Origin of the sequence: Frankia sp. R43 (assembly GCF_001306465.1) — a bacterium.
GTDB lineage: Bacteria > Actinomycetota > Actinomycetes > Frankiales > Frankiaceae > Parafrankia > Parafrankia irregularis.
Genome location: NZ_LFCW01000001.1, coordinates 855,664 through 875,295 on the forward strand (window position 1 = coordinate 855,664; position 19,632 = coordinate 875,295).

Annotated in this window: 17 protein-coding genes; 8 read left to right on the forward strand and 9 right to left on the reverse strand. The window is 71.5% G+C overall.

What is annotated here, in order from left to right:
• The first annotated feature begins 11 nt into the window (after positions 1–11).
• Both ACG83_RS02995 and ACG83_RS03000 read left to right on the forward strand, forming a co-directional pair.
• Positions 12–710 carry a hypothetical protein gene (locus tag ACG83_RS02995; protein WP_054564598.1) on the forward strand — a complete coding sequence of 233 codons (699 nt, stop codon included), beginning with the start codon at positions 12–14 and terminating at the stop codon, positions 708–710.
• Between the two features lie 236 nt (positions 711–946).
• Positions 947–1,516: a class F sortase gene (locus tag ACG83_RS03000; protein ID WP_235497546.1), complete on the forward strand. Its 570-nt coding sequence runs from the start codon at positions 947–949 to the stop codon at positions 1,514–1,516.
• A gap of 14 nt (positions 1,517–1,530) precedes the next feature.
• Here the strand turns inward: ACG83_RS03000 and ACG83_RS03005 are convergent, their stop codons facing one another.
• Positions 1,531–3,003: a glycosyltransferase gene (locus ACG83_RS03005; RefSeq protein WP_054564599.1), complete on the reverse strand. Its 1,473-nt coding sequence runs from the start codon at positions 3,001–3,003 to the stop codon at positions 1,531–1,533.
• A gap of 403 nt (positions 3,004–3,406) precedes the next feature.
• Here ACG83_RS03005 and ACG83_RS03010 point away from each other — a divergent pair, with 403 nt between their 5' ends.
• Both ACG83_RS03010 and ACG83_RS03015 read left to right on the forward strand, forming a co-directional pair.
• The gene (locus ACG83_RS03010) at positions 3,407–5,008 is read left to right on the forward strand and encodes an MDR family MFS transporter (RefSeq protein ID WP_054564600.1); all 1,602 of its coding nucleotides are present in this window, start codon (positions 3,407–3,409) and stop codon (positions 5,006–5,008) included.
• A 7-nt stretch (positions 5,009–5,015) separates the two neighbouring features.
• Complete coding sequence (locus tag ACG83_RS03015; RefSeq protein ID WP_054564601.1) at positions 5,016–5,684, forward strand: TetR/AcrR family transcriptional regulator; 669 nt, start codon at positions 5,016–5,018, stop codon at positions 5,682–5,684.
• Between the two features lie 84 nt (positions 5,685–5,768).
• On the opposite strand, the gene ACG83_RS03020 is transcribed toward ACG83_RS03015, so the two are convergent.
• Positions 5,769–6,434, reverse strand: coding sequence for a TetR/AcrR family transcriptional regulator (locus ACG83_RS03020; protein WP_054564602.1), 666 nt, complete (start codon positions 6,432–6,434; stop codon positions 5,769–5,771).
• 152 nt (positions 6,435–6,586) lie between these two features.
• Here ACG83_RS03020 and ACG83_RS03025 point away from each other — a divergent pair, with 152 nt between their 5' ends.
• The 4 genes from ACG83_RS03025 to ACG83_RS03040 are packed head-to-tail and all read left to right on the forward strand — an operon-like array spanning position 6,587 to position 8,948.
• Positions 6,587–7,294, forward strand: a complete 708-nt coding sequence (locus tag ACG83_RS03025) for a hypothetical protein (RefSeq protein ID WP_054564603.1) — start codon at positions 6,587–6,589, stop codon at positions 7,292–7,294.
• Positions 7,291–8,067: a hypothetical protein gene (locus ACG83_RS03030; protein WP_054564604.1), complete on the forward strand. Its 777-nt coding sequence runs from the start codon at positions 7,291–7,293 to the stop codon at positions 8,065–8,067. The genes ACG83_RS03025 and ACG83_RS03030 overlap by 4 nt, the downstream gene beginning before the upstream one ends.
• Entirely contained in the window at positions 8,064–8,651 is a 588-nt protein-coding gene (locus ACG83_RS03035) for a cytochrome c oxidase subunit 3 (protein ID WP_054564605.1), read from the forward strand. Before ACG83_RS03030 ends, ACG83_RS03035 begins: the two co-directional genes overlap by 4 nt.
• Before the next feature lie 3 nt (positions 8,652–8,654).
• A complete protein-coding gene (locus ACG83_RS03040) occupies positions 8,655–8,948 on the forward strand; it encodes a cytochrome C oxidase subunit IV family protein (protein ID WP_054564606.1) in 294 nt (97 codons plus the stop codon).
• Positions 8,949–9,078: 130 nt separating this feature from the next.
• Here the strand turns inward: ACG83_RS03040 and hpnH are convergent, their stop codons facing one another.
• The 7 genes from hpnH to hpnC form a co-directional block, all read right to left on the reverse strand.
• Positions 9,079–10,086 carry an adenosyl-hopene transferase HpnH gene (gene hpnH, locus ACG83_RS03045; RefSeq protein WP_054564607.1) on the reverse strand — a complete coding sequence of 336 codons (1,008 nt, stop codon included), beginning with the start codon at positions 10,084–10,086 and terminating at the stop codon, positions 9,079–9,081.
• Between the two features lie 516 nt (positions 10,087–10,602).
• Positions 10,603–12,483, reverse strand: coding sequence for a 4-hydroxy-3-methylbut-2-enyl diphosphate reductase (gene ispH, locus ACG83_RS03050; protein WP_054564608.1), 1,881 nt, complete (start codon positions 12,481–12,483; stop codon positions 10,603–10,605).
• On the reverse strand, positions 12,480–14,678 hold the full coding sequence (locus ACG83_RS03055; protein ID WP_054564609.1) for a prenyltransferase/squalene oxidase repeat-containing protein: 2,199 nt from the start codon (positions 14,676–14,678) through the stop codon (positions 12,480–12,482). The genes ispH and ACG83_RS03055 overlap by 4 nt, the downstream gene beginning before the upstream one ends.
• A gap of 91 nt (positions 14,679–14,769) precedes the next feature.
• Positions 14,770–15,786 (reverse strand): polyprenyl synthetase family protein, encoded by a 1,017-nt coding sequence (locus tag ACG83_RS03060; protein ID WP_054564610.1) that lies wholly within the window; start codon positions 15,784–15,786, stop codon positions 14,770–14,772.
• The gene (gene hpnE, locus ACG83_RS03065) at positions 15,783–17,498 is read right to left on the reverse strand and encodes a hydroxysqualene dehydroxylase HpnE (RefSeq protein ID WP_063792969.1); all 1,716 of its coding nucleotides are present in this window, start codon (positions 17,496–17,498) and stop codon (positions 15,783–15,785) included. Before hpnE ends, ACG83_RS03060 begins: the two co-directional genes overlap by 4 nt.
• On the reverse strand, positions 17,495–18,397 hold the full coding sequence (hpnD, locus tag ACG83_RS03070; RefSeq protein WP_054564611.1) for a presqualene diphosphate synthase HpnD: 903 nt from the start codon (positions 18,395–18,397) through the stop codon (positions 17,495–17,497). Before hpnD ends, hpnE begins: the two co-directional genes overlap by 4 nt.
• Positions 18,394–19,518, reverse strand: a complete 1,125-nt coding sequence (gene hpnC / locus ACG83_RS03075) for a squalene synthase HpnC (RefSeq protein ID WP_054564612.1) — start codon at positions 19,516–19,518, stop codon at positions 18,394–18,396. Before hpnC ends, hpnD begins: the two co-directional genes overlap by 4 nt.
• Between the last annotated feature and the right edge of the window lie 114 nt (positions 19,519–19,632).

Genomic DNA, 19,632 nt, shown 5'->3' on the forward strand with positions numbered 1-19,632 from the left:
GTCATGACTCGATGGGTCACAACACTGATACTGACGATCGCGCGGTTCATCGGCGCACCGGCACCGGGCACGGCCGGGGTGCCGCGGGGCGCAGGGTGCCGCGGGCCGGGTCCAGGCTGCTGGGCACGGTCGGGCTGGCCGCGGCGCTGGTCGGTGCCGGCGCTGGTGCCGCACACGCCGCGGGCACCACGGCCGCCCCCAGCCCGGCACCGAGGCCGGCCTCGGTAGCCGGGCCGGCCGCGGCCCCGCCTTCGGTTCCCGCCAGCGCCGGCGACGCGGCTGCCGGGGCCACCACCGTCCCCAGCCCCCGGGCCGAAGCGCCCCTGCCCACGGCGCGAGACGCCGCCCCGGTGCCGACGGAGGTGGCGGTCCCGCCTACCTGCGATCGGGCGGGTGCGGGGGCGTCCCCGGCGGAGCAGGCCGCGGCCCGTCAGCGCTGCGCCGACGCGGCCCTCGACGGCGACTCGGCCCTTCCGGTCGGCGGCATCGACACGGGCGCCGGTGGCACAGCGAGCACGAGCACGGGCACGGCGACCGCACCCGCCACCCTCGCGGCCGGCCGGGCCGGCGCGACCGACGCGGCCGACGCGGCCGGCCAGACAGGTCTCGCACTGGCCGCGGGCGGCACTGGTCTCGGCGCGCTCGCTGCCGTCGGCGCCACGCTCACCGGCCTCGGCCTACGGCGGCGCCGGGCCGGGGCCGCCGACTGATCGTGGCCGGAACGGGAGCCGGGCACGCGCCCCGGGGCGAAAGCTGGGCGCGGCCCCGAGACATGGCCGGGACCGGGCGCGAAAGCCAGAGCGGAACCGGGGGCGGAAGCCGGAACGCGGCGGAACCGGGCCGGCCATGGCGGCGGCGCTGGCTGCCCGCGGCGGCGCTCGCGGCCCTGCTCCCCTGGTCGGTGTGCTGCGGTGCGCGGCCGGCGGAACGGCCGACCGCACCATCGGTGAGCGGGACCGTTCCGGCCAGCCGGCCGGTGCGGGACGCGGCCCCCACCGGCGGCACGCAGGCCGCCGGTGGGGGCCTCACCCCGGGCACAGCCGCACGGACGAGCACGGGCCTGGGCGCGGGTCAGGTCGCCGAACCGGTGCGGGTCCGGATCCCGGCGATCAACGTCTCCGCGCCGGTCGTGTCGCTGACCCTCGACGACAGCGGACGGCTGCGAGCCCCGTCCAGGTTCGAGGAGACCGGGTGGAACGCCGCCGGCCCGGAGCCGGGCGAGCCGGGCACAGCGGTGATCGCCGGCCACGTGGATTCGCGGACCGGCCCGGCGGTGTTCTTCCGCCTGCGGGAGCTCGCCGCCGGTGATCGCGTGGAGGTCGAGCGGGCCGACGGGACGTCCGCGGTCTTCGTGGTGCGCCGGCGGGCCTGGTTCCCGAAGGATGCCCTGCCCGCCGCCGAGGTGTACGGCCCCACCGGCGCGCCGGAGCTGCGGCTGATCACCTGCGGCGGTGTCTTCGACCGGGCCCGGTCAAGCTACCGGGACAACCTGGTGGTGTTCGCCGACCTGCCCTGACCCGGCCGGCCGGGTCAGGGCTCCTCGCCGGTCCGCCGGCCGGCCTCGATGCGATCATCAGCCCGGTCCGGGACGGGGCCGCCCTCAGGCTGCTGCGACGTCCCGGTGTTCTCGGTGCTCTCGGTGCTCTCGGTGCTCTCGGTGTCGTCGTCCGCGCGCTGGCGGACGACGACGTTCCCTGCCTGCGCCGCCGGCTCGGCCCGCTGGCCGGCCCGCTTTCCTTCGGGGGCCGCGTAGGTGCGCCCCTTCCACGCGGCGCCCCGGCCGGCCCGGTGCCGGCGGGCGGAGTCGATGGTCATGGCGAGGTAGAGCGCGGCGGTGAAGGGCAACGCGAGTGCGCTGCGCGCCGGCTGGCCGTAGTACCGCAGCATCGGCGTGTAGGTGGTGATCATGATCGACCAGGCCAGCAGGCCGGCGGCGGCGACCGCGACGTCACCCGCGACGATCCCGACCACGGTCGCGGCCACCGGCGCCACGAAGACCACGGCGAGCCCGAACACGGTGCCGACCAGCAGCAACGGAGACCAGAAGAGCTGCGCGTAGGCGGTACGCGCCACCATGTCCCACAGGTCCGCCAGACGCGGGTACGGCCGCCGGCTGGACACGTGGTCCGCGAGCCCAAGCCAGGTTCGCCCACGCTTGTTCTTGATCAGCCGAGCGAGCGTGACGTCGTCGATCACGGCGTCCCGGATCGCCTCGATGCCACCGGCCTCGATCAGCGCCCGCCGGCGGACGAGGGAACATCCCCCGGCCGCCGCGGCGACCCGTGATCGCGGATTGTTCGACCACCGGAACGGATAGAGCATCGCGAAGAAATAAACGAAGGCCGGGACGATCAGCTTCTCCCAGCCGGTGCTGACCCGCAGCCTGGCCATCTGCGAGACGAGATCCAGCCGATGGTCGGTCGCCGCCCGGACCAGCGCGCGGACCGAGCCCGGTTCATGGCCGATGTCAGCGTCCGTGAGCAGCAGGAAGTCCGCCGGGCCGGCCGCGGCGACGCCGTGCCGGAGCGCCCAGAGCTTGCCGGTCCAGCCGGCGGGCGGCTCGCTGGACCCGATGACGGTCAGGGTCACCGCGCCCCCCGAGCCGGCATCGTCCGGACCGGCATTGTCCAAGCCGGCACCGTTCAGGCCGGCACCGTTCAGGCCGGCACCGTTCAGGCCCGCACCGTTCAGGCGGTCGGCCGCGGCCTGCGCGGCCAGCTTCTGGGCGATCTCGCCCGTCCCGTCCGTACTGGCGTCGTCCACCAGGACGATGCTCAGCGGGCCTGGGTAATCCTGGGTCAGCAGCGAGGTCAGCGTGAGGGGCAGTACGTCGGCCTCGTCCCGGGCGGGGACCACCGCGACGACCGATGGCCACTCGCCGGACGGTTCCGCCCCGTCGGCACGCGGCAGCCGCTGATCCGTGCGCCAGAAGAACCCCCAGCCCAGCGCCAGAAAGACCCACGAAGCGAGCGAGATCAGCGCGATCACCAGCAGTGGAAGCACGCCAGGCAGGATGCCACACGGCCACGCCCCCCGGACTCGCCAGGACGGATCAGTCCCGCACCGTCCCGGCTGGTGCGCCATGGCGCTGTCACACCCCGCTTCCCCCAGTCCGCCCGGGTTCCGAACGGGCTCCGAACGGGGTTGCGCGAGCGCAAGGTCACACCGAGAAGGGCCCTGATTTTCGGTTTTGGGCTCGCTATCGACTCAGACAGATGCTTTACTAAATTTAGTTGTATGAACCAACCAAGGGAGGTTCGTCACGTCGACCTCGACGACTTCGCCCGACCTGCCGGGCGGCCACAGCCCCAGCGCGACCAAGCGCGCACCGAAGACCCGCAGGGACACACCGGAGGAGCTGCGCCAGCGGAAAGCCAGCCCGGCCGGGCTGACGCACAGGGAGACCATGCTGGCCCTCACCGGCCTGCTGCTCGCCCTGTTCGTCGCCATGATCTCGTCGACGGTCGTGACGAACGCCCTACCGAAGATCATCTCTGATCTGCACGGCAGCTCGACCAGCTACACCTGGGTGGTCACGGCGACGCTGCTCGCGATGACCGCCACCACACCTATCTGGGGCAAGCTGGCGGACCTGTTCAACCGCAAGCTCCTGGTCCAGACCGCACTCACGATCTTCGTCCTGGGCTCGGTGCTCGCCGGGATCTCGACGTCCACCACCATGCTCATCTCCTTCCGGGTGGTGCAGGGCATCGGCGTCGGCGGGCTGTCCGCTCTGGTGCAGATCGCGATGGCCGGCATGATCGCCCCGCGGGAGCGGGGCCGCTACAGCGGCTACCTGGGCGCGACGTTCGCCGTCGCCACCATCAGCGGCCCGCTGATCGGCGGCGTGATCGTCGACGTCCCCGGGCTGGGCTGGCGTGCCTGCTTCTACCTGGGCCTGCCCATCGCCGTGGTCGCGTTCGTGGTGCTCCAGCGCACGCTGCAGCTGCCGTCCGTGCGCCGCGACGTCTCGATCGACTACCTCGGCGCGACGCTGATCGCCGCCGGCGTCAGCTGCCTGCTCATCTGGACGTCGCTGGCGGGATCGAGCTTCGGCTGGGTCTCGGGTGAGTCCGCGCTCCTGCTCGGCGGCGGTCTGGCCCTGCTCGCGGTCGCCGTGGCGGTCGAGGCGCGGGCGAAGGAGCCGATCGTCCCGCTGCGGCTCTTCCGCGACCGGACCATCGTTCTCACGATCATCGCCAGCGCCTGCGTCGGCACCGTGATGTACAGCGCCAACCTGCTGTTCAGCCAGTACTTCCAGCTGGGCCGGGGCAAGAGCCCGACGCTGTCGGGTCTGCTCACCATCCCGATGGTCGGCGGCCTGGCGATCGCCTCCCTGATCGCGGGGCGCATCATCACCGAGACCGGCCGCTGGAAGCGCCTCCTGGTCCTGGGCACGATCCTCATCGGCGCGGGCCTGGGCCTGCTAGGCACGGTCAGCGACCACACGCCGCTGGTGACGGTGTCACTGTTCGCCTGCCTGATGGGCGCGGGGCTCGGAATGGTGCAGCAGAACCTGGTGCTCGCCGCCCAGAACTCCGCCTCCGCGGAGGATCTGGGGTCCACGAGCTCGGCCGTGGCGTTCTTCCGCAGCCTCGGTGGTTCGGCCGGTGTGGCGGCCCTCGGCGCGGTGCTCAGCACCCACGTCAGCAACGCCACGATCTCCGGGCTGCGCGCAAACGGTCTGCCCGCCGACACTCTTGGGGACGGACGCTCCGTACCCGACCCGTCCAGGCTGCCCGACGCGGTGGCCTCGGTCGTGCATCACGCCTACGGCCTGGGCGTCGCGGATGTCTTCCTGATCTGCGTCCCGCTGGCTGTGTTGGCGCTGCTCACGGTCCTGTTCATCCCCGAGGTGCAGCTGAGGTCCGGCGCGGGGGTTGAGAAGGTCGAACGTGTAATGACGAAGCTGCCGGCCCGCGACCGCCACGACGACGGTCTCGATCCGGATGTGGAACTGGCCGCCTGGCGGCCGACGGCCGGTGCATCGCCAGAACCTGCACCATAATCAAGGGGTGACACGCAGCCGTCGGCCCGAACAGACGGGCGATACCCGTCAGGTACTGCTGGCTGCGGCCCGCCGCAGGTTCGCCGAACAGGGCTATGCCGCCACCGGCACCGAAGAGATAGTCGCGGACGCACGGGTCACCCGAGGAGCGCTGTACCACCACTTCCGGGACAAGGCCGACCTGTTCCGGACCGTGATGGAACAGGTCGCCATGGAGGTCGCCGAGCAGCTTGTCGCGGGTGAGCTCGCCCGCGGTGCCGAGCTGCCCAGCGACGCCTGGACGCAGCTGCGCACGGGCTTCCAGTCCCTGCTCGACATCTCGACCACGGACAGTGACTTCCAGCGCATCGTGCTCATCGACGGCCCGGCGGTCCTCGGCAACGACGCCTGGGACCAGCTGGTCGAGCAGCACGGCTACCGGCTGCTCTCCGAGTGGCTCGAGCGGGCGGCGGCCGAGGGCCGCATCGATCCGCTGCCGGTCGCTCCGCTCACCCGACTGGTCGCGGCGCTGCTGTCCGAGGCGAGCCTCTACACCGCGCGGGCCGCGGATCCCGACCGGGCCCGAACCGAGGTCGGGATCGTGCTGGACCGCCTGCTGCGCGGTCTCGGTCGCCGTGGCGGCGACCTGGCCGACCAGCCAGCGGTCAGCGCCGGCGCCCCACATGGCCACGTCTGATGCCTGACGACTGACTCCCACCGACGACCGACCCCCCACCCGGGCGGGGTTCGGCCGGTCGGGTGCCTGCGTCCGCCGAGCGGCTCAGTCGGGCAGGTTCAGCAGGCGGCAGGCGTAGCGGAAGACCTGTTCCCGCAGGATCCGCGGATCGATCGCGGCGAGGCCGGGCTGGCCGACCGCGGTGATGACCCCAACCAGTATCGCGGCGGGGATGCGCGAGTCGTTCTCGCGCTCCTCGCCGTCCACGCCGGCGCGGTCGGCGCGGTCGGCGCGGTCGGCGCCGGCGTCCACGCCGCCCGCGCCGGCGTCCTCGTTGACGAGCAGCGTGTAGATGCGCTCCGTCAGCCCGCGGAACGGCTCATGCTTCATGAGGATCCGCGTCATCACCGGGTCACCGCGCCACGCGCTGACCCCCGCGCGGTTTCGCACCGCGAAGTCGATCAGCTGCTGTAGCAGCACTCGACGCGCCTCGACCCGGTCCTGCGCCGCCTCGGCCCGCTCGACGGCGGCCTCGAGCGGGACCGAATGGTAATCGGCCGTGGCGATGACGATCTCTTCCTTGGTCCTGAACTGGTGGTAGATCGCCGCCTTCGTGACCCCCATCCGGTCGGCGATCATCTGCAGCGTGGTGCCGGCGACCCCGTTGTCGGCAAAGAGGTCGAGGGCGGCGGTGAGGACGCGGACCTGCGCCGGGCTGTAGCTGATCTCAGCCAGGCGGAGGGCGGGCCGGGCCGTGGTGGTCGGGCGCATCGCCCCAGGCTAGTTGCCCGGCGAAACAGCTGGATAGCCGGTCAGCTAGTCGACTGCCCCAGGACCGGTGACCTGCATTTGTTGCCGGCTACCCGGGCCGGATAGCCGATCAGCTAGACAGCTGGATAGCCGATCGACTACTCTGCCGCCCCATGAGACCTGTGAACGGCGAGCGGATCATCTTATGGACGCTGCCCGCAGCTGCGGTCCTGTGGGTCGCCGCGTTTTTCCTCTTCCCCGGTTTCCTACCGCCGATGTCGCCGCGCTCCTCGGCCGACGAGGTCGCGGCCTTCTACCGCGAGAACACCGCCCGCGTCCGCTACAGCATGATTGTTTTCAACTGGTTCTGCGTGGCGCTGATCCCGATCCTGATGCTGATCGTGGAGCGGATGCGCGGTATGGCGCAGCGAACCCCGGTCCTGCGCTACTGCATGATCGGCTGCGCCGGCGCCGCACCCATCGCCTTTCTCACCGCGAGCGTGTTCTGGCTCCTGGCTGCCTTCCGGCCCGAGCGCGCACCGGAGCTCACCCAGCTCTACAACGACCTCGCCTGGATCACACTGACCTGCGGAGTTCCTTTTCTGGTGGCGCAGAGCCTTTTCCTGGCGGTCGCCATCTACCTGGATCGGCAGGAGACCCCGGTCTTCCGGACATGGATCGCGCATTTCAACATCGCGGTCGCAGTCGCGCTTGTTCCGGCGGGTTTCGCGGGCCTGGCGCACAACGGCGTTTTCGCCTGGGACGGATTCCTGTCGTTCTGGGTCCGGAACAGTGCCATCGCACTCTGGATCATCGTGATGTCGGTCGTTCTGGCCCGGGCGGTACCGCGTGACGGCGCCGCGGCCGAGGCCACCGCATGAGGCCCTTCGCCCGGGGCGACAACCCGAAGCGTGAGCTCTGGCTGATGTGGTTCGCGGTCCTCGCGTTCTACCAGCTGTACACAGTCGTCTTCTTCGTGCTCACCCGCACCCAGCCACCCGGCAGCCCGTCGTACACCGCGGCCGAGGTCCCCGGCTGGTTCGCGAGCCATCATGACGGGCTGCTCGTGGGGCTCGCGCTGATCTTCGTTCTCGGCGGCCTCTCGGCGACGTCCATCGCCCTGATCACCTACACGATCCGGCGGATGTCGGTCAGCCGCGCGTTCGCCTACTCCTACCTGATTCTCTACTCGGTGAGCGCGGTCCCGGGCTTCCTGTTCATCTGCGTGGCGCTGACCGCCGGAGCCATGCGGCCGGAACGCGACCCGCGGTTGCAGCAGTGGCTCTACGACCTCGGATTCCTGTCGTTCTCCGGCACCATGGGCGTCTTCCTCGTCGGCTCCCTGATATGGATGGCGGCGATCCTCCTCGACCGCAACCGGGTCTTCCCGAAGTGGTTCGGCTACCTGAACCTCTGCAACGCCGTCACCGAGGTCGTCGTCGCACCGGCCTGGATCTTCGACCGCGGTGTCTTCGCCTGGAACGGACTGATCGCCTGGTGGATCAATGTGGTCGTCTTCGGGATCTACACCGGCGTCTTCATCAACCTGCTGCGAAACGTGATCATCCGCGAGGACTTCGGTACCGGCCCGCTGCCCGACCTCCCGCCCAGGCGGGCCCGCCGGAACACGGCGGCGGCGGAGGCGGCCTCATGACGACCACGCAGGCGCCGCCAACCGAGGCGGCGAAGGCGCGGCGGGTGCCCGGCCAGCCGGACATGTGGGTCCTCGTTCTCGTCGAGTCCCTCATCTTCACGTCCTACTTCGGCGTGTACCTCTTCTACCGTGCCCAGCACGAGGCGGCCTTTCTCCAGGAGCAGGCGCACCTCGACCTCTGGCTCGGGATCATCGACACCATCGTTCTGCTGACAAGCTCGTGGTCGGTCGCCCGCTGCGTCCAGAACGCACGCGCGGGCCGTTACCAGGCGGCCGTGCGGGACGCCTGTGTCACCGCCGCGCTGGGTCTGCTCTTCCTCGCCCTCAAGATCGCGGAGTGGGCCGGGCACATCACCGCGGGCCACACCCTGACCAGCGGCGAGTTCTTCACGCACTACTTCTTCCTCACCGCGATCCACGCCGTCCACCTGCTGATCGGGCTCGTCGTCGTCGGCATCGTGATCCGTCAGCTCGCCGATCCCCGGCGACGCGACCAGCAGGTGGTCGAGACCTGCGCCACCTACTGGCACACGGTCGACTTCCTCTGGGTCCTGATCTTCGCACTGCTCTACGTCGCGAGGTGATCCGTGCTCAGCGCATCGAACAAGAGGCTTTTCGCCGCCTGGATCGTCCTGTCAGCCATCACGGCCGCCTACCTGTGGATCGATCATTCCGCGGACGATCACGGCACCCCGGTCGCAAGCACCTCGGCCACGGTCGGCGCGATCGTCCTCGCCCTGGTCAAGGTACGCATCATCATGCGTGAGTTCATGGAGGTCCGGCACGCGCCGCGCCTGCTGTGCCGGCTCACCGATCTGTGGGTGGTGCTCATGGCGGCCGGGTTGCTCGGCATGTACTTCGCGGGCAAAGCCGTCGCCTGACCCGCGCCCCCGAAAAGAGCGATGCCGCCCCGACCCTGGACGGGTCGAGGCGGCATCGTCACTTCACGGTCTGCGGCGCACCGGCCTCATTACGCCAGCGCTGACGCCGTTACGCCGTTTCGTTCGAGGCTCAGGCGCCCATCCGCGCGGCGCGGATCGACTCCTTGAGCGAGCCCATGGTGGCCAGCACGGCGGAGGTCTCGTAGCCACAGTGCGCCATGCAGTTGGCGCAACGCGGGTCCTTGCCCCGGCCGTAGGCCTCCCAGTCGGTCGTCTCGACGAGCTCCTTGTAGGAGCTCACGTAGCCGTCCGACATGAGGTAGCACGGCTTCTGCCAGCCGAAGAGCGAGTAGCTCGGAATTCCCCACGCGGTGCAGGACAGTTCCTTCTTCCCCTCAAGGAAGTCCAGGAACACCGGTGAGTGGTTCAGACGCCACCGCTTGCGACGGCCGTCGCCGAAGACCTTGGAGAACATCTGGCGGGTCTCCTCGACCGCCAGGAAGTGCTCCTGGTCCGGCGCCTTCTCGTAGGCGTAGCCCGGCGAGAGCTGGATCTGGTCGACCTTGAGCTCGTCGTTCAGGAAGTTGATGACGTCGATGACGTCCTGCGGGCTGTCGTTGTTGAAGAAGGTCGAGTTGCTGCCGACCTGGAAGCCGGCGGCCTTCGCGGCCTTGAAGGCAGCGACGCACTCGTCGAAGGTGCCGGGCTTCTCGACGATCGCGTCGTGCCGATCCTTCAGGCCGTCGATGTGCAGCACGAAGGTGAAGTACGGCGACGGAGTGAAGTTCTTCAGCTTCTTCTGCAACAGCAACCCGTTGGTGCAGAGGATGACGAACTTCTTCCGCTTCACGAGCTCGTTGACGATCTCGTGCATCTGCGGGTGCATCAGCGGCTCGCCGCCGGCGATGGCGACGACCGGAGCGCCGCACTCCTCGACCGCCGCCAGCGCGTCCTCAACGCTCATGCGCTGCTTCAGGACGGATGCGGGGTGCTGGATCTTGCCACAACCCGTGCAGGACAGGTTGCAGGCGAACAGTGGTTCGAGCTCCAGAACGAGCGGAAAGTGCTTCCGGCGGAGCAGCTTCTGCTTCGCCAGATACGTTCCAACGCGGAGTGAGTACCGCCAGGCGACAGCCACGGCTCACGCCCCCCTTTCATCGGCCGCATCAGTAGCGACCCGAGGTCTTGGAACGACCATACAGGTTGTACGTACAGCCTGCATGTCGATCACGGAATGAGGCCCGGCACACACGTGGGCAAAAGCTGTCGCAGCCGCTCACGGGGACACCGGAAGGCCCGACCAGCCACTTTGACAGTCCATCGGCAATGCTGGAACGACGCAAGGTCACTCGGGGTAGTCAACCGCCGGCGTTTTGAATCACGATGGTCACCCTGCGCTATTCGGATCCGGGTGACGCGGAGCATCCGGCGCGGCCTGACAAATTCATGACACAGACATCTGCGGCACCTTCGTGAACGCATCTCGCGAGAACACACTGTGGCCTGTGGCCCACCCGGGCGCCAGTCAGGCGGGAGAACACGTCGGCGGCCCGGGTACAGTTCATACCCGGGCCGCCGATGGTGCTTCGGTAGCCGATGACGCTTCGGTAACGGTGCCGATGGCGCGCGGGAGCCGCAACTCCGCGCGCCGACGTCACTTCCGTTCTGAAAGCGGTCGGCGGACCTCCTTCGGCAGGTGGAAGGAGATCGACTCCGTCCCCACCGAACGGACCGTCACCGAGGCCGAGCCGAGCCCGGACAACGCGGCCGTCAGCTCCTCGACGAGCAGCGGCGGCGCCGACGCCCCGGCCGAGATGCCGATGGTGCGCGCCCCACGCAGCCATTCCAGCTGGACGTCACCGACGCTCTCCACCAGATGGGCCGCCACCCCGTCGCGCTCGCTGACCTCGACCAGCCGCTTGGAGTTCGAGCTGTTCTCCGAACCCACGACCAGGACGAGATCGGCCTCGGCCGCGACCCGGCGCACCGCGTTCTGCCGGTTGGACGTGGCGTAGCAGATGTCCGCCGAGCCCGGGCCGACCACCGCGGGGAAGCGGACCCGCAGGGCGTCCACGACCTCCTCCGCCTCGTCCACGGCCAGTGTGGTCTGCATGAGGTAGGTGACCCGTTCGGGGTCCTCGACCTGCAGGTCCTTGACCGCCTCGGGTGACTCGACCAGCTGGATCCGGCCCGGTACCTCGCCGAGGGTGCCCTCGACCTCCTCATGGCCGGAGTGCCCGATGAGCAGCACCGTGTCACCCCGGGCGGTGAACCGGCGCGCCTCCGCATGCACCTTCTCCACCAGCGGGCAGGTCGCGTCGATGACGTCGAGCCCACGGTCACCGGCCTGGTCCCAGACCGCGGGTGCCACACCGTGCGCGGAGAACACGACGGTGGCCCCGGCCGGGACCTCGTCCAGTTCCTCGACGAAGATCGCACCCCGGCTGGCCAGGTCGGCGACCACATGGGTGTTGTGCACGATCTGCTTGCGCACGTAGACCGGCGCGCCGTGCAGCTCCAGCGCGCGTTCCACGACCTCGATGGCCCGCTCGACCCCGGCGCAGAACGCGCGCGGCTCGGCGAGCAGCAGGCGGCGGTTGGCCACCGCGTCGACCCAGGCGTGCAGGGCCGGGCCGAGCGCGCTGATCGTGCGCAGACCGGTCACCCCACGCCGGAACAGGTCCAGCTTGCCCAGCGGTTCGGCGGGAGTGTCCACGATCACCCGGACCGCCGCGATCGGCCGGTCTCCCGCGCCGGGCGCGAGAGTCGCGGATTCCATATCCACCGCGATGGCCCCGGTCGCGGCCAGTTCGGTCCGGGCCGCGCCGGTCGCCACCTTCTCGACCGAGACCATCGGGCCGACGTGCACCCGCAGGCCACCGCGCCGCAGCTCACCGGCGAGCAGCGGCGCTGTCGGGCAGGTGGCGACCACCGTTCCGTCAGCGAGGCGCAGCTCGCTGGCGACGACGACGTCGCCGGGCCGGGTCTCGTCGGTCAACCCGCCGGCCAGACCGACGATCGCCAGTGCATCCGGCCGAGCCTCCCGCACCACCCGGTTCGCGCGGTGCGCGCGGTCCGGCCCCATCCCGGTCCGCACGATGGTGGTTCCCTCGGGCAGATCGGCCCGGCTGATCGCGAAGGCCTCCAGCCGGAGGGCGGCCGCGACCACGAGCCGCTGCGCGCGGGGGGCCGGCTGTACGGGCGACCCCTTGGCACCCGCCGCGCCCGCCACTCCCGCCGGGCTCGATCCAGGCGCGTCGGGATCCGCCGGAAGCGACAGCTCCGAGACGGTGTCCGGTGCCTCGACCCAGCGCGCGAGCGCCAGCGGTGAGGCGATGCCGGCCCGCGACGGGCCACCCGCCGGCGGAACGGCACCGGCCTGCTCGGGGATCGACGCCCGCGGCGTCGCACCCCGCGGCGTGACCGTGGTCGGCCCCGGGTTCGTCACCTGGCTGTCACGGTCACGTGAGCTCGCGGAACGCGCGCCGCCGCCGTGCTCGGCCGCGCCGCCGCTGTCCGCTGCCGGGATGCTCATCGCGTCGCCCTCCCGGTGAGGCTCACGTACCGGCCGAGGGCTGTCACCGGGAAGACCAGCCGGTACAGGTGGTAGTTGATGGAGAAGTCCCAGGGGAAGCCCGTCCCGGTGAACTGCGGCTCGTCCCAGGTGCCGTCCGCGCGCTGCGTGTCGCACAGCCAGCGGATGCCGCGCTCGATGGACTCCCATTCGACGCTGCCGCGCTCCGGCTCCATGGCCAGCAGTGCCAGCAGCGCCCAGGCGGTCTGCGAGGCGGTCGGCTCGCCGCGTCCGATCCACGAGTCCTCGCGGTAGGAGCGCAGGTCCTCGCCCCAGCCACCGTCGGATGTCTGGTGCTCGACCAGCCAGTGCGCGGCGGCGAGGATCGCCGGGTGGCTCGCGCTGACTCCCGCGGAGATCAGCGCCGGCACCACGGCACCCGTGCCGTACACGTGGTTGACACCCCAGCGGCCGAACCAGGATCCGCCGGCCTCCTGGTTGTCCAGCAGCCAACGGACGGCCCGCTGGGTCATCGGGTGATCGGCCCGGCCGAGCAGCGCGAGCATCTCGACCATGTGCGCCGTGACGTCCGCCGACGGCGGGTCGACGACCTCACCGAAGTCACAGAACGGGATCTTCGTGACCAGGGTGCGGACGTTGTCCGCGTCGAAGGCGCCCCAGGCTCCGTTCGACGAGCGCATCCCCACCGACCAGTCGACGCCCCGCTCCGCGGCGGCACGCAGCTCACGGGCGAGCTCCGGGTCGGCGGCGGCGATGGTGCCGGCCGCGGCGGACCCGGCCGAAGCCGCCGCCGCGGCGGCCGCTGCCGCCGATCCGGGCCCGGAGCCGTCCGAATGATCCACCGGGCCGTGCCCGTCCCCGAGCAGGCGGTGGATGGCGATGACCACCTCGGCGGTGTCGTCGACGTCCGGGTAGAAGTCGTTGTCGAACTCGAAGGCCCAGCCGCCCGGAGCGAGGGTGGGGCGGCGGATCGCCCAGTCACCGGCGACCCGGACCTCCTCGTCGGCGAGCCAGCGACCAGCCCGAACCATGGCCGGGTCGTCACCGGGCACGCCGGCGTCGGCCAGTGCGACGACCGCGAGCGCGGTGTCCCAGACCGGTGACTGGCACGCCTCGATGCGGCGGACCATCCCGTCCGGGGTCTGCTCACGGATCGTGAACCGGTCGAGGGCGCGGAACGCCATCGAGATCACCGGGTGGTTGAGCGGGTAGCCCATCAGGTGCAGGGCCATGATCGAGTAGACCATGGGCGGCTGGATCCCGCCCCAGCAGCCGTCCGCCTCCTGCCGGGCGATCACCCACTCGGCCGCGCGGCGCAGCGCGAGGCGGCGCAGCGGCTGGAAGGGCCGCTTCTCGTAGCGGTGCAGCACCACGTCGAGCCGCTCGAACGCCCCGGCCCAGCTGCGCAGCGGGGACTTCACCGGCTTCGGAGCCGGGACCCGCAGCTCGTCCAGCGTGAAGCCGAGCGAGCGCACCGGCCGCAGCGAGCCGACGATCGTCAGCGCGACCACGGTCTGGCGGGCCCAACACGCGAAGTCGTAGATGTTCAGCGGGAACCAGGGCGGCAGGAAGGACAGCTCCGCGGGCAGCACCGGGATGTCGTCCCAGGACCATTCACCGAACAGGGCCAGCCAGATCCGGGTGAACACCCGGGACGCGGCGATGCCGCCGGCGGCACGCACCCACTCGGCCGCGGACCGCATGTGCGGGGCCTGCGGATCGTCACCGGCGAGCCGGAGCGCGACGTAGGCCTCGATGGTCGTCGAGATGTCGGACGGGCCGCCGTAGAAGGTGGCCCAGCCGCCGTCGGGGAGCTGCTGGGAACGGATCCAGCGTCCGGTCTCCTGCGCCGTCGCCGGCGTGAGGATGCCGAGGAACTGCCGAAGCATGAGGTCCTCGGCGTCCATGGTGACGTTGGTTTCCAGCTCGCCCTTCCACCAGCCTTCGTCGGCCTGGAGGGAGAGCAGGTGGTCGCGTCCGCGCGCCAGGGTGTCGACCACCGGGTCACGGTGGGCGTCGGCGGGCTGCGGCTGTGGCTGTGGTGCGCCGGTCAGTACCGCGGTCCCGGCCTCGAACGGCCCGGCCTCCTCCATCGGCGCCGCCGTCGACGGGGCCGGAACCTGCGGGGCCGGAACCTGCGGGGTCGGGTGCGCGGCCGTTGGGGCAGCCGAGGACTGGTCCGAAGTCAGGCTCATCGACGACTCCCCTCGTCGTACAGATGCAGGTACAGGTCGTGCGAATGACCGCCGGGCGACCGGCGGGCGGGTACTGCCACCTCGCTCCCCCTCAGCGATCTCGTTCGGTCACGAAACGCGCCATGGCCAGCAGCTCCGCCTCGGCCGACGCCGGGATCGAGATCGAACGCAGCGCGTTCTCACACGCCTTGAGCTGACGGTCCGCCTCGGCCGTCGTCCAGTCGCGGCCGCCGGCGCGCTCCACGAGAGCGGCGATGTGCTGCAGCTCGGCCTCGGACGACTCGCCCTCACCGGTGAGGAAGGCACGAAGCTCTTCGGCATCGTTTCCACCGGCCTCCAGCGCCACCACGACCGGCACCGACTTCTTGCGCGAACGCAGGTCGTTCAGCACCGGCTTGCCGGTCACCGCGGGGTCGCCCCAGATGCCCAGCAGGTCGTCGATGAGCTGGAACGCGGTGCCGAGCCGGGAGCCGTACTCGGCCAGCCCGTCCACCACCTCACCGGGGGCACCGGCGAGCACCGCACCGAGGGAGGCGGAGCAGGCGAGCAGCGCGCCGGTCTTCCCGTCCTCCATGTGCAGCGTCTCGGCCACCGAGACATCCGAGCGGGATTCGAACAGGAGGTCCTCCGCCTGCCCGCGGACGAGGTCCTGGACGCCGGCGCCGAGGATGACCGCGGCGCGGCGGCCCGGTTCGCCCTCGACCTCCAGCAGGACCTGGGTGGCCAGGCCGAGCAGCGCGTCACCGGCGAGGATCGCGCCGTCGGCGCCGAAGACCGTCCACGCCGTGGCGCGGTGGCGGCGTTCGGTGTCGCCGTCCATCAGGTCGTCGTGCAGCAGCGAGAAGTCGTGCACCAGCTCGACCGCGACCGCGGCCGGCAGGCCGACCTCGGCCGGCGCACCGGCGGCCTCGGCGGAGAGCAGGGCGAGTGCGGGCCGAACGAGCTTGCCGCCGTTGCCGGGCACCGGGTCGCCTGCGGCGTCAACCCAGCCGCGGTGGTAGGCGACGACGTGGCGCAGCCGGGGGTGGAGCCGGTCCACCGTGGCGCGCAAGGCGGGCACCGTCAGGGCGCGCCCGCGCTCGATCGCTTCCGGAACCGTTGTGGTCATACCGGGAATCCCCCCGTGGACTTGGATGTCACTTTCTGGGTCGTCGCTGTGTGTGCTGTCGACGAGTCAGCTGCTGCCATGGACTGGGTCGGCACCTCGCCCTGCGACGCACTGTCGTGCGACTCGCCGCCCTGCGACTCACTGCCCTGCAGCTCACTGCTCGCCGTGGGCGGAACGTGATCGGCCGCGGGCAGTGTGCTCCCCGATACCCCCATGCCGGCGAGCGTCTCACGGGCAGCAGCGATTCCGCTACGCACGGCACCTTCCATGGTCGCCGGCCAGCCGGTGTCCGTCCAGGTACCCGCGAGTGCGAACCCGGGCAGAGCGGTCGCCTGATCCGGGCGCAACCGCAGCGAGCCGGGCGCCTGGTCGAAGGTCGCGGTGCGTTCCCTGGTCACGAAGACCTCGAGCAGCTCCGCCTCGCGCGCGGCCGGGAACAGCCGGCGCATCTCCTCGACGAACAGCGCCCGCAGATCATTGGCGGGCTGGTCGATCCACTCCTGCGCCGCCGACTGGGACAGCGCCAGGTACTGCGCCCCGGGCGGCCCCACCTTCGCCAGCCCGGAGGAGACCGTCCGGTCGAAGATCCACTGGATGGGTGAGCCGACCACAGCGAGCATCGGACTGTCCAGCACCGGCCGGTCGTAGATCATGTGAATGTTGATGATGGGCGAGACACCCAGCTCACGCAGCCGGTCCCGGTCGACGCCCGAGCCCTCCGGGAGCAGATCGGCGGCGGCCGGCGGCGGCACGGCGAGCACCACCCCGTCCGCCCGCAGGACCTCTCCCCCGTCGAGGGTGACCTCCCAGCCGGTGGAGGTGCGGACGATGGCCCTGGCCTTGGTGCCCGTCCGCACGGTGCCGCCCGCGGCCGTCAGCGCGCGCACGGCCGCGTCGCCGTGGAGCTGCTGCAACGGGGCTTCAGGCCAGCCCAGGTCACCCGCATCGGCCCCGTCGAGCAGACCGGTGCGGACCACCTTGGCGGCCAGGCCAAGCGACGCCTCGGCGGCCGGGGCGTTCAGGGTCGCGACGGTGAGCAGCTCCCACAGCGCCTCGGTGGCCGCGGCGCTCTGGCCGTGCCGCTGAAGCCATCCGCCGAACGAGTCTCCGTCCACCTTCGGGTCACGCTGGTTCAACCGACCGATCTGGAACGCGGCCAGCGCGGCCCGGAGGCGGTCGGCGAGCGGCAGCGCCCGGTATCCCAGCAGCGCCGGCGCGAGGTGCAGCGGCGCGGGCAGCGGCACCCGGGTCCGGCGCAGCCTGGTCCGGGTCAGCGAGCCCGCGATCAGCACCTCGACGTCCAGCCGCTGCTGCAGGGTGGTCAGGTGGGTGACGCCGAGCCGGGCCAGCAGCCCGCGATAGGCGGTGCAGCACCGCATGAAGACGTGCTGGCCGGTGTCGATCCACAGCGAGCCGTCCTGGAACTTGCGCTGGAACGACGTGGTCTGGCCGCCCAGGCGCGGCCGGCCCTCCAGCAGCACCGGCCGGGCGCCCTCGTCCGCGGCGACCAGCGCCGCCGCGATACCGGCGAGCCCGCCGCCGATGACGACGACCCGGCCCCGCCCCGCGTCCCGGCTCTGCCCCGCGGACCGGCTCTGCCCCGCGGACCGGCCCTGCCCCTCCGACCGGCCCTGCTCGGTGCCGGCGTGGGCGCCGAGCGAGCCCGCGCCCTCCGACCAGTGGGCCGGTGGCGTGTCCCCCTGTGCGCTCATGCCGCCCTGGCTTCCGATCGGCCCGCGAGGCTTCGTGCCGCCACGACGGCCTTCTCCCAGCCGGGCAGCGACAGCCGGCGTTCCAGGACCGCGGTCGGGTCCTGCCGGATGCGCCGGTTCAGCCGCAGGTAGATGCCGGCCATCGCGCCGCAGCAGGCCGCGCTGCGGCGGTCCAGCAGGCCGAGCAGGGCCAGGCCACGCGTGTACCACTCGTCGGCCCGGACCGCACAGTCGCGCAGATAGTCCACCAGCGCGTCCTCCGGGGCCCCGAGCCGCCCGGCGGCGTCCACCGTCAGCGTGACACCGGCCTTCTCCAGCTCGGTCGACGGCAGGTAGATCCGCCCGTTGAGCAGGTCCTCGCGAACATCGCGCAGGATGTTGGTCTGCTGCAGCGCCACGCCGAGGGCGTCGGCGATCTCGGCCGCCCGGGCGTCACCGGCCGAGCCCTCCACGCCGAAGATGCCCAGCGAAAGCCGGCCGATCGTGCCCGCGACCAGGCGGCAGTAGCCGACCATGTCCTCGAACGTCTCGTACGTCGCGCCATGGACGTCGCTCTCGACGCCGTCCGTGAGCTCGATGAAGGCCTCGATCGGGATGGGGAAGCGCCGCGCGGTGTCCGCGAGGGCGACCATCACCGGGTCGGAGCTGTTCGTGTCCAGCGCGCGGATGTCGGCGCGCACCTTCGCCAGGCCGGCGAGCTTCTCCTCGGCCGGCAGATCGCCGTCACCGATGTCGTCGAGCCGGCGGGCGAGGGCGTAGACCGCCGACAGCGCGCCGCGCTTCTCCGCGGGCAGCAGGCGGATGCCGTAGCTGAAGTTCCGCGCCGCCTCCCGCGTCAGTGCCTCGCAGGAGGCGTAGGCCTCGGCAACTGTGGAACTGCCCGGTGCACCCGCGCTCATCTGACCCCCTCGGTGCCGTCAACATCTGTTACGGCGGACGCCGGAGCACCCATGCTGTCCGTTCCGGTGACCTCACCCGATCCGGTGACTGCTGGCCTGGTGGCACCGGGCCCGGCGGCACCGGGAGCGGCCCCACCGGCCCGGGCGACGCCGAGCCTGGTGGCCCCTGGCCCGGTGACCTCGGTGGCCGCGTTCCCGGCAGCCCTGGCGGTGGCTGCCGCGCCGGGCAGCCACCAACGCGCCCACGCGGTCGCGGCGAAGGCCGCGACCCGGGGCTTGGGAGCCTTCGGCGCGCCGCCGAGCATGTCGTAGTCGGCGCGCCGGATGGCGTCGAGGGCGGCCCGGCCGCCGCCGACGAAGCCGGCCATCGCCAGCCGCAGCCGGCCCCCGACCAGACCCACCAGCGGTGCGCCCGAGTCGAGCAGGGTCCTGGCCCGAGCCACCTCGAACGCCATCAGGTGCCGCACCGCCGGCGACGCGCTCGGCGCCGCCAGGTCGGCCTCGGTCACCCCGAAGGCCTCCAGGTCCTCCAGCGGCACGTAGATCCGGCCGGCGGCGAGATCCTCCGCCACGTCCTGGAAGTGCTCGGCCAGCTGCAGCGCGGTGCAGATCCGGTCCGACAGCGCGACCCGGGCCGGGGTCGCCAGGCCGAAGACACCGAGGACCATCCGGCCGATCGGATCAGCCGAGAGCGTGCAGTAACGCACCAGGTCGTCGTAGGTGTCGTAGCGGGTGACCACCTGGTCCTGCCGGTTCGCCTGCACGAGCCGGCGGAACGGCTCGGCGGGCAGGTCACAGGCCCGCACGGTCCGAGCGAGCGTCTGGTGCACCGGCAGCCTCGGCTGCCCGCCCGACCAGATCAGCTCGAGGTCCTCGCCGAGCTCGTCCAGCAGTGCCAAGCGGTCGCCGGGGGCTTCGTCGCCGATGTCGTCGACAAGCCGCCCGAAGACGTAGAGGGCGTTCAGGTGCTCCCGCAGGCGTGCCGGAAGCAGCCTCGACGCAACCGGGAAGTTCTCCGCGGACGCGGCCAGCAGCACCTGGTCGGTGGGTGTGGTCAGGTCGGTCACGCCGAGAGGGGCAGACGGACGCGGTGGGCCGGTTCGGGCGTCGATTGCGGTCATACGCCTCTCCTTAACGTGGCGCTGCGCGCTCCGGGTGCGCGGTGCGGTGTGCGTCCTGTGCGTCGTCCGGCCGGGCGAGCGCGATGCGTCGCCGACCGCGATGGTGCCGGTCAT